Origin of the sequence: Nostoc sp. (assembly GCF_036919595.1) — a bacterium.
GTDB lineage: Bacteria > Cyanobacteriota > Cyanobacteriia > Cyanobacteriales > Nostocaceae > Nostoc.
In genome coordinates, this window is the sequence record NZ_JBALCO010000192.1 from 1 (window position 1) to 10069 (window position 10069).

11 protein-coding genes and 1 pseudogene are annotated in these 10069 nt (G+C 40.7%); 9 read left to right on the top strand and 3 right to left on the bottom strand.

Annotated features, from left to right (window positions below):
* Positions 1–57 precede the first annotated feature (57 nt).
* The 7 genes from hsdR to V7K21_RS29620 all read left to right on the top strand — a co-directional run bounded on the left by hsdR (position 58) and on the right by V7K21_RS29620 (position 7530).
* Positions 58–2934, top strand: coding sequence for a type I restriction-modification system endonuclease (gene hsdR / locus V7K21_RS29590; RefSeq protein WP_335179540.1), 2877 nt, complete (start codon positions 58–60; stop codon positions 2932–2934).
* A gap of 260 nt (positions 2935–3194) precedes the next feature.
* Positions 3195–4646 (top strand): class I SAM-dependent DNA methyltransferase, encoded by a 1452-nt coding sequence (locus V7K21_RS29595; protein WP_335179542.1) that lies wholly within the window; start codon positions 3195–3197, stop codon positions 4644–4646.
* Between the two features lie 221 nt (positions 4647–4867).
* Positions 4868–5113 (top strand): DUF433 domain-containing protein, encoded by a 246-nt coding sequence (locus V7K21_RS29600; RefSeq protein ID WP_335179544.1) that lies wholly within the window; start codon positions 4868–4870, stop codon positions 5111–5113.
* Positions 5114–5120: 7 nt separating this feature from the next.
* Positions 5121–5477 carry a DUF5615 family PIN-like protein gene (locus tag V7K21_RS29605; protein ID WP_335179546.1) on the top strand — a complete coding sequence of 119 codons (357 nt, stop codon included), beginning with the start codon at positions 5121–5123 and terminating at the stop codon, positions 5475–5477.
* 37 nt (positions 5478–5514) lie between these two features.
* Complete coding sequence (locus V7K21_RS29610) at positions 5515–5748, top strand: hypothetical protein (protein ID WP_335179548.1); 234 nt, start codon at positions 5515–5517, stop codon at positions 5746–5748.
* A gap of 241 nt (positions 5749–5989) precedes the next feature.
* A complete protein-coding gene (locus V7K21_RS29615) occupies positions 5990–6151 on the top strand; it encodes a hypothetical protein (RefSeq protein ID WP_335179556.1) in 162 nt (53 codons plus the stop codon).
* Positions 6151–7530 (top strand): restriction endonuclease subunit S, encoded by a 1380-nt coding sequence (locus V7K21_RS29620; protein WP_335179550.1) that lies wholly within the window; start codon positions 6151–6153, stop codon positions 7528–7530. Before V7K21_RS29615 ends, V7K21_RS29620 begins: the two co-directional genes overlap by 1 nt.
* Before the next feature lie 35 nt (positions 7531–7565).
* Here the strand turns inward: V7K21_RS29620 and V7K21_RS30925 are convergent, their stop codons facing one another.
* A complete protein-coding gene (locus V7K21_RS30925) occupies positions 7566–7847 on the bottom strand; it encodes a transposase (RefSeq protein ID WP_442948939.1) in 282 nt (93 codons plus the stop codon).
* On the bottom strand, positions 7822–8076 hold the full coding sequence (locus V7K21_RS30930) for a hypothetical protein (protein WP_442948940.1): 255 nt from the start codon (positions 8074–8076) through the stop codon (positions 7822–7824). The genes V7K21_RS30925 and V7K21_RS30930 overlap by 26 nt, the downstream gene beginning before the upstream one ends.
* 53 nt (positions 8077–8129) lie before the next feature.
* Between V7K21_RS30930 and V7K21_RS29630 the strand changes: the two genes are divergently transcribed.
* Complete coding sequence (locus tag V7K21_RS29630; protein WP_335179552.1) at positions 8130–8582, top strand: helix-turn-helix domain-containing protein; 453 nt, start codon at positions 8130–8132, stop codon at positions 8580–8582.
* 144 nt (positions 8583–8726) lie between these two features.
* Positions 8727–9500: pseudogene (locus V7K21_RS29635) on the top strand (serpin family protein); the annotation flags it as partial.
* 1 nt (position 9501) lies between these two features.
* Here the strand turns inward: V7K21_RS29635 and V7K21_RS29640 are convergent.
* Entirely contained in the window at positions 9502–9927 is a 426-nt protein-coding gene (locus tag V7K21_RS29640; protein ID WP_335179554.1) for a hypothetical protein, read from the bottom strand.
* Positions 9928–10069: the final 142 nt, after the last annotated feature.

A 10069-nucleotide genomic window follows, 5' to 3' on the forward strand; every position in this document is an offset into this window, starting at 1 on the left:
TATCCGCTCGCTTAATCCTCGTGAAGTCCAAGAAGTTTATGGTTGGCTCTTAGGGGATTGGGCAGTGCGGTCTTTGATGTTCCAAGCCGCACAGCCGCAGAATTAGCACAAATTACTGCCCAACAAGAAGCACAGCGACGCATATCCGCAGAAGAACTAGCCAAAGAAGCCTCAGCACAAAAACAAGCTGCCTTAAATCACCTTGTAAATATTCAAACCACAGCAGAAAGTCAGTCTGCACAAACAATTCAAGAAACCATCCAGCTTTCCCAACAGGCAGGAGAAAATATTGACTTGGATGAGCGCGAAACCCGCCGCCTCATCGATGCTCAATTAAGGTCTGCTGGTTGGGAAGTAGACTCAGAACAGCTTACTTATGGTAACGGCATTCGTCCACAAAAAGGGAAGATGAGAGCGATCGCAGAATGGCCCACAGATGATGGACGTGCTGACTATGTTTTATTTGTGGGACTCCAGGTAGTCGCTGTAGTCGAAGCCAAGCGTCAAAGCACTGATGTTTATGCTGCCATTGACCAAGCCAAGCGTTATAGTCGCGGCTACAAAATTAAAGGTCATGAAATATTACCCGGTGGCCCTTGGGGTGAATATCAAGTCCCCTTTGTTTTTGCTACTAACGGACGCGAATTCTTGCGACAGTTGCAAACTAAAAGCGGTATTTGGTTTTGTGACTTACGCCGCCCTGACAACATCCGCCGTCCCCTCAACACTTGGTACAAGCCTGAAGGTTTTATTGATGCCCTCAACCAAGATATAGATAAGGCACACCAATTACTTGCCCAAGAAGATTTTACATATAATCTGCTACTGCGCGATTACCAAATTAAAGCTATTAAAGCAGTGGAAGCCCGATTAGCAGAAGATGCCAGAGTTCTTTTGTTGGCAATGGCAACGGGAACAGGCAAGACTAAAACCTGTATCGCCCTTGTATATCGTTTGCTCAAAACCAAACGTTTTCGCCGTGTTTTGTTCCTGGTAGACCGCACGGCATTGGGAGAACAAGCCACTAATGTTTTTAAAGAAATGCGGATGGAGAATCTGCAAACCTTCGCTGATATTTTTGGTATTAAAGAACTTGGTGACTCGATACCAGATAGAGATACAAAAGTCCAGATTGATACTGTACAAGCATTTGTTAAACGCATTCTCTACCCAAATGATAATACTCCTATTCCCACAGCAGATCAATATGATTGCATTGTTGTGGATGAATGTCACAGAGGATATTTGTTGGATAGGGAATTAAGTGATACAGAGATTACCTTTCGTGACTTTAACGATTACATCTCCAAATATCGCCGCGTCCTCGACCATTTTGATGCTGTAAAAATTGGGTTAACTGCCACACCCGCATTCCACACAACCCAAATATTTGGTGAACCTGTTTACACTTACAGTTACAAAGAAGCTGTGATTGATGGACACCTCATTGATTGTGAACCACCAATTCGCATTACTACTGCCCTCTCAGAAGATGGCATAATGTGGCAAGCTGGGGAGGCAATGGAATATTATGACCCCATCACAGGTAGAATCGATTTAGTCCATGCCCCGGATGAAGTCAAAATTGAGGTAGAACAGTTTAATCGGCGGGTTGTTACCGAAGAATTTAATCGGGTAATCTGTGAAGTTTTAGCAGAAAATATTGACCCCTCACTGCCAGGAAAAACCTTAATATTTTGTGTAAAAGATAGTCATGCTGATATTGTTGTTCATTTATTAAAACAAGCACTGATTGCTCAGTATGGCAGTGTTGAAGATGATGCAGTTCTCAAAATTACTGGCAAGGCAGATCAGCCATCACAATTAATTCGCCGCTTTAAAAACGAAGCTAATCCTAAAATTGCAGTCACGGTAGACTTGTTAACCACTGGGATTGATGTACCAGAAATCTGCAACTTAGTTTTTATTCGTCGGGTGAATTCGCGCATCCTCTACGAACAAATGTTGGGACGGGCAACGCGGCGCTGCGACGAGATTAAAAAAGAAGTTTTCTACATTTATGATGCTGTGAATTTATATGCAGCCCTTGCGCCTGTTTCCACGATGAAACCCGTGGCAGTTAATCCCAATATTTCATTTACCCAACTGGTGTCAGAATTAGGGACAGTCAACGATACCACCGCAGCCGCCACAATTGTTGACCAACTCTTAGCCAAACTGCAACGCCAGCAAAGAAAATTAGGGGATAGCAACCGGGATAATATTGAAGCCGCAGCTGGGATGCCGATACCGGAGATGATAAATCACTTGCGTCAAAGCGACCCCCGACAAGTTCAAGAATGGTTTCGGCAACGGGCAGCGATCGCACAAATGTTAGATGCTAGAGATGGTGGCAGACAACCACTGCTAATTTCCCGCCACGCCGACGAACTGCGACGAGTGGAGAGGGGTTACGGTAATGCCCAAAAACCCGAAGATTATTTAGATAGTTTTGGCGCATATTTACGCGAGAACATTAACAAGATTCCGGCTTTAATAGTTGTAACTACCCGTCCCCGTGAGTTGACTAGGGGGCAGTTGAAGGAATTGCGGTTAATGCTTGACCTTGCAGGATATTCAGAAAAAACATTGCAGGTGGCATGGCGGGAAATGACTAACGCAGATATTGCCGCCTCAATAATTGGATTTATCCGCCAAGCAACTTTGGGCGATGCTTTGGTTCCCTACGAGGAGAGGGTGGACAAGGCAATGAAGAAAATTTTGGCTTCTCAAAACTGGACATCACCCCAGCGCCAATGGTTGGAACGCATTGGTAAGCAGTTGAAGGTAGAAACTATTGTGGATCGGGAAGCGTTAGACCAAGGTGAATTTAAATCCCAAGGTGGTTTTGTCAGATTAAATAAAGCTTTTTATGGGAAATTGTCAGATATTTTGGTGCAGATTAATAATGAATTATGGCAGGATGTGGGTTAGTTAGCCGCATCAAAAATTTGTTGTGTGGTTAAATTTAATTTGGGAAAGGTAGGTGATAAAATCACGGATTTTTATTTATAGACTTACCAATTAACAGGATTGGATAGACATTGCTTACTCTAAAGTAAATCTCTAAATAGCTTGATCTGTTGTAACTGTTCTTTACGCCAATCATCGGAATAAGATCAAGCTTTGACAACACTACCGAATTGCGTATAATTGCAAAGCAGCATTTATATACTGACTATTTATTTAAAATATTGAGCGCAACAACTGATATCGTCCAAAAACTCTGGAATCTCTGCCACGTCTTACGTGATGATGGGATTACTTATCTGGCTTATGTGACAGAGTTAACATATCTGCTGTTCCTCAAGATGGCACAGGAAACAGGTACAGAAAGCCAAATCCCAGAAGGTTGCCGCTGGGGTGATTTGGTGGTGAAGGATGGCATCGAACAGATGAACTTTTACCGCGCCACTTTGTTAGAGTTAGGTTCTAGTAGTTTGCCACGGGTGCAGGCAATTTTCGTTAATGCCCAAACTGCCCTGAAAAAACCGCAAATTCTCAATAAGCTAGTTAAAAGCATTGACGAACTTGACTGGTACTCTGCTAAGGAAGAAGGTTTAGGTGATTTGTATGAAGGACTTTTAGAGAAAAATGCCAGTGAGAAAAAATCTGGTGCAGGGCAATACTTTACGCCGCGTCCTTTGATTGATTGCATGGTGGAACTCATTAAACCGCAAGCAGGGGAATTATTGCAAGACCCCGCAGCGGGAACGGGAGGTTTTTTAATTGCCAGCGATCGCTATATCAAAAAACACACTGATGATTTATTTGATTTAAGCGAAGCTGAACAGTCGTTTCACCGCTACCAAGCATTTTACGGCATTGAGTTAGTACAGGATGCCCATCGACTATTATTAATGAATATGCTGCTACATGGCATTGAAGGTGCTGTGGACTTGGGTGATACTCTCTCTAGCGAGGGGCAGCAGTTACCAAAAGCTAATGTAATTCTTACCAATCCTCCCTTTGGAACGAAAAAGGGTGGCGGACTGCCCACACGGGATGATTTTACATTTACTACGTCCAACAAGCAGTTAGCTTTTTTACAGCATATATATCGCGGACTGTTACCGGGAGGTCGGGCGGCGGTGGTGTTACCAGATAATGTGCTGTTTGAAGATGGGCAAGGACGCAGCATCCGCGCTGATTTAATGGATAAGTGCAATCTGCATACAATTTTGAGATTGCCTACGGGGATTTTTTATGCCCAAGGTGTGAAAACTAACGTGCTGTTTTTCCAACGGGGAACGACGGAGAAGGGTAATACCAAGCAGGTGTGGTTTTACGATATGCGGACGAATATACCTGTTTTTGGTAAACGGACTCCTTTAACTAAAGAGCATTTTAGTCCCTTTAAAGAAGTTTACGGGGATGATGCTAATGGGGGAAGTCCGCGTGTTGACCAAGGGGAGTCGGGACGCTGGCGCAGATGGACGCGGCAGGAAATTACTAAACGCGGTGAAAACCTGGATATTACTTGGCTGCGGGATGAAAGTTTGCAGTCGGGGGATAATTTACCCGAACCGGATCTGATTGCAGGCGCTATTATGACGAAATTACAAACGGCGATCGCGGAGATGGAGGCGTTGACGGCGTTGCTGTCAGGTGAAGCGGAAACCGAGGAAGTTTCAATTTTAGAATAAAAATACCCAATCACAATAGAAGTAGTAACAGTCACAGGTGAAGAGAAATGAGTCCAGAACAAGAATTATTAAAAAATGGCGCTCGCTTGAATTAATTGTTATTGATTCTGAGGGCAACTTTAAAGAAAGGTAAAAAATTGTGTGAGGTATTTGCTGGATACTAATGTTTGCATTCGCTATCTTATATGTCACTGGCAAATTATCAGAGGTAGGTGGTAAAGATGAACGATGAAAAATTACTAGAACGGATTAAGTTTGACAAAAATATTTTGGCTGGTAAACCAATTATTCGGGGATTAAGAATACCAGTGGCAATGATTTTAGAATTACTAGCCAAGGGTTCTACTAATCAAGAAATTCTTGAAGATTACCCGGAATTAGAACCAGAAGATATACAAGCAGTTTTGTTTTATGCTTATTATCTTGTTTCTCAAGAAGAGGTTTTAGACAGAGTGACTGCACCTTAGACCATATATGAAATTTTTAATAGATGTAAATGCTAGTCGCGCCTTGGGTAATTGGTTGCAAGAAATGGGTCATGAAGTGGTTTATGTAAGTGACACTGACCCCGAAATGAGAGACGAGGATATTTTAGAATGGGCAGTTATGGAACAAAGAATTATTATGACGACAGATAATGACTTTGAACAGATGATTTGGCAGCAGAGAAAGCGTCATTGTGGAGTTTTACGTTTAGAAAATTTACCTCGTGAAGCTAGGAAGCTGTTATTAATAGATGTTTTAAAGTTACATAGCGAAGATTTACTTAATGGCAGAATCGTGATTGCTATGAAAAATAAGTTTCGGATTCGTCAGGCTAATTTTGAATAGGTTGCTTAAGAATAACTGATATTATGTCAAAGTGACTATGGATAGTATAAAAATTAGGTCGTATGTGGGTAAAGATGGTATTCTACATTTAGATATTCCAGTAGAAATGCCAGATACAGAAATTGAAGTTACGGTAACAATTCAAAGAGTTACACCACAACAACGGGGCTGGATGCCTGGGTTTTTTGAAGAGGTAATTGGTGGTTGGGTAGGAGAACCGTTAGAACGGGCAGAACAGGGAGAGTATGAAACTAGGGAGCCGCTATTTTGACTTATCTGCTCGATTCCAGTGTCTGTATCCGCTTAATTAATAATAGCAGTCTTGCGGTAACAACTCGACTGGCATCCTAACAACCAGAAGATATTTTAATTTCCACGATAACCCAATTAGAACTGTACTATGGTGCTTACCGTAGCGCCCAACAGGAGAGAAATTTAGAAATATTGCAACGTTTTTTTAGTCAGTTTATTATTATACCTTTAGACCCAAAATCCGCAAGGATAGCAGGGAGATTCGGGCTGAGTTAGCTGCTAGTGGTACGCCGATTGGCCCTTATGATGTGCAGATTGCTGCTATTGCAATGACGAATAATTTGATAGTGGTTACGCATAATAAAAAAGAATTTAGTCGAGTGAATGGGTTGCAGATAGAGGATTGGGAGGAAGAAGGTTGATGGAAGATAGAGATGATTTATCAACATATCCAAAAGGATGGATAGAAACACAATTGGGGAATATTGTTAATCCTTCTGATAAAAAGGTAGAGCCATCAACTTTACAAGAAGTACCGTATGTAGGTTTAGAACATATAGAAAAAAATACAGGCCGACTTTTGGATTTTGGTAATTCAAGTGAAGTTACAAGTACAAAATCAAAATTTTATACTGGTGATTTACTTTATGGAAAACTTCGACCTTACTTGAATAAAGTTCACTGTGTTAATTTTGAAGGAGTCTGCTCTACAGATATCTTAGTATTTTCAAAACAACCTTATATATCTAATGAATTTTTAAGTTTTCGTTTTTTATGTAAAGATTTTGTTAGTTATGCAAGTCAAAATGTTAACGGCGTTCAACATCCAAGAGTAAATTTGCAATCATTATCTGAATTTCCTATTTATCTCCCACCCCTCAACGAACAACGCCGCATAGTTGCCAAAATAGAGGCGCTGAAGGCTAGAAGTCAGCGAGTAAAGGAGGCGCTTGAGGATATTCCTCAACTGCTAGACCAGTTCCGTCAATCTGTCCTCGCCGCCGCCTTTCGTGGCGACCTCACTGCTGATTGGCGGGAGCAGAACAGTAATGTTGAACCTGCTGAGGTTTTACTTGAGCGCATTCGTGCAGAACGTCGCCGCCGTTGGGAAGAAGGGGAATTGGAGAAGATGAGGGCGAGTGGTAAAACGCCGAAGGATGACAAGTGGAAGGATAAATATGAAGAACTATCTCCAATAAAGCAGGGAAATTTTTCATATTTACCAAATGGATGGTATTGGATAAGATTAAAAGAACTTGCTTCTTATATTCCACGTTCACTTCAAAGCGGCCCTTTTGGCAGTAACTTATTACATTCTGAATTTCAAAGTACAGGTATTTTAGCCATTGGTATTGATAATGTTCTGCATGGAACATTTTCTTTGGGACGGGAAAATAGGATAAGTCCTGAAAAATACAAGGAGCTTGAAAAATATACAGCACGTCCTCTTGATGTTTTGATTACAGTGATGTCAACCGTAGGACGTTGCTGTGTTGTACCGCCAGATATTGAAACAGCAATTATAACCAAGCACGTTTATCGAATATCTCCAGATCAAGAAATAATAAATTCATATTTTCTTATGAATGCACTTCGAGGAAGTGTAGAAGTAATTCGTCAAGTTAAAGAACAAATTAGAGGTCAAACTAGACCTGGAATTAATGGTCAGATATTACGCAATTTAGTAATTCCAGTTCCTCCAAGAAGAGAACAAGAAGAAATATTAAATAGGATTCGAGTTCAATCTGACACAATCAACCAAATTAATAAAATTATTGATGATTTAGGACTAACTAAGTAAGTCGGCGGAAAAATTTATTGTTACATAACTATAAATTAAGGAGTATAGTTGGAGTAAAATTTAATACGTTTTATGGTGTAATTTCGGATCTCTCCCCTAGCTTGAATACCATTAATTACCCCATAGGCAAGGTCTAACTCATCGTCAAACACCTGTCCTGATAATTCATCTTTTTTGAGGTGCTGCCACTCTAATTTAATTGGGTTCATTTCGGAACAATATTTGGGTAAAAAGAAGATGTACAAACCCATGTGTTCCCACTTAGACCATAACTGCTGTACCTGTTGACACTTATGTATTGGATCGTTGTCCTGCACTATTACTCTGATGCGCCCAGACTTTTTGGGCAACTGATGCTTCAAGCTCCATCATTTGGATATAAGATTTTCTGTCAACACCACCAATAACCAAACCATAAATAAAGCTGATTAAGGGTTGCAAAAAACCGATAATACTTAATCTTCTACCACGACGCTTAGTTTGTTCTAAGCGTTTTTGTTCACCTTTGAAATAGTAAGTGTAAGTAAGTCGGCATAAAAAAACCAAACTATGTGAAGATAAGTAAATACGTAGAATACATCTACTAAGGTCACTTGTATATGGGCACTCGTTTAAGGGTATTCCTCACTAGTGAGCAAGACCGCAGCCTGCTAAAACTCAGAACAGCGGATGTGCCACAAAAAGTGAAAGATAGAGCAGAAGTCATCAGATTGAATGCACATGGCTGGTATGTAGAAAAAATAGCAGTTCATTTGAATTGGACTCCACAAACAGTCAGAGAAGTCTTACATAAATGGCAGAAGCTAGGACTGGAAGGGCTTTGGGAATTACCCGGTCGAGGGGTAAAACCAAAATTGACTGAAGTTGATATTAGATTTCTAGAAGAATGCCTAAAAAAAGAGCCACGCACCTACAACAGTCGTCAACTCACCGAAAAATTAGAACGCGTAGGCGCAGCCCGCCGCAGGCATCGCTTTGGGCTTGGAAAACAAATTAAACGAGAAATGCTGATTTTTTTGTTGGTTTTTCAGATTGGTCGTGATCAGGAGTAATTTAGATGCGTTTGCCCTGGTGCGAAAACCAGTCTCCAAGCTCGATTTATCTCCTTGGACTGCTCCATTGCAGACATTTGTGCAATTACCTTAACCTCTCACGGATGGCACGGATCGGGAATCTTTCGCAAATGAGGTGATATAATCATTCGGCAGAAATATAATAGTGTGAGAGAAAATTTCATGCAAAGACGCTATGGTGTCAGTCTGGGCAGACGTTATGCTCTGGCAGCTGCAAGTGTTGTTCTATTTAGTGTATTAGGGTATTCTCAAATCGATAGTAATAAAAGTGCCCTTGCCCAATCTAGTTTACCTCAGCCAGAAACTCCATCGCAAGAAAAAACACTCAAGACTGATACAAAAATCATTGAGTCTAGCAATAAGTTTGGGTTCAAACTATTTTCAGAACTTCTGAAAAGTAATAATGGTAACAATAACGTTTTTATCTCACCTTCGAGTGTCGCTCTAGCTTTAGCTATGACCTACAACGGCGCTAGTGGCACGACTCAACTAGCGATCGCAAAAACCCTGGAATTACAAGGGGTAAATCTGGAAGAAATCAACTCTTCTTACAAGGAAGCATTAAAACAGCTTTTAGACAATTCAGATCCAAAAGTACAACTGAAGATTGCTAACTCACTTTGGGCAAATAAAAATGTTAGCTTTCGACCAGACTTCCTCCAGAGAACGCAGGATTTCTATCTAGCTTTGGTCAGCAATTTAAATTTTCAAGATCCCGCAGCGCCTAGTATTATCAATAATTGGGTAAAAGAGAATACTAATGGCAAAATCGAGCAGATAATTGGAAAAATTGAACCAAGTCAGGTGTTGTTTCTGATTAATGCCATATATTTTAAAGGGCTATGGAGCAAAGAATTTCATAAAAGTTTAACTGCTCAATACCCTTTTTACAGCACACCTATTCACTTACTACCGCTTTAACTGCCGTAGCTAAAACTCCGTCCTTTGTTGTTACATTTGCGATCGCTGCCGAAAATACACCCTGCAAGGAATCAGTTCGGTTTTCATCAAGTAAATTTTGGATTTTCTGTACGGCATTACCAAAAACTGAGTTTTGTTGAGAGGGGTCGAATTTTTGATTGAGAAAATCACTTACGGTTTTTATTTTTGCGTCCATTACTGCTGTAGTAAGGTTAATTTGACCTTGCAAAGGAGCTAAGAGTTGACCATCAGCAGTACCAATTTTATTAGCCAATTGTGCTGAAATGGTGTTTGGTATTTCATTTACAGCTTGATATAATTCATTTAATAAAGCATTAAATTGTTGTTTGACAAATTGGGTATCACTAAAATTTTCAGTTCTTTGAAGACAGAAAAATCCCATTTCAAATGCTTTAAGACAACCAGCTTCATGCTCATAATCTGGCAGGTTATAGCGGTTATCAGTCCAGTTCAGTACACTTAGGAGAGAGCAATTCTATTGATAACTGGTCGCTATGAAAGCCTACTCTCTCGACTTGCGTCAG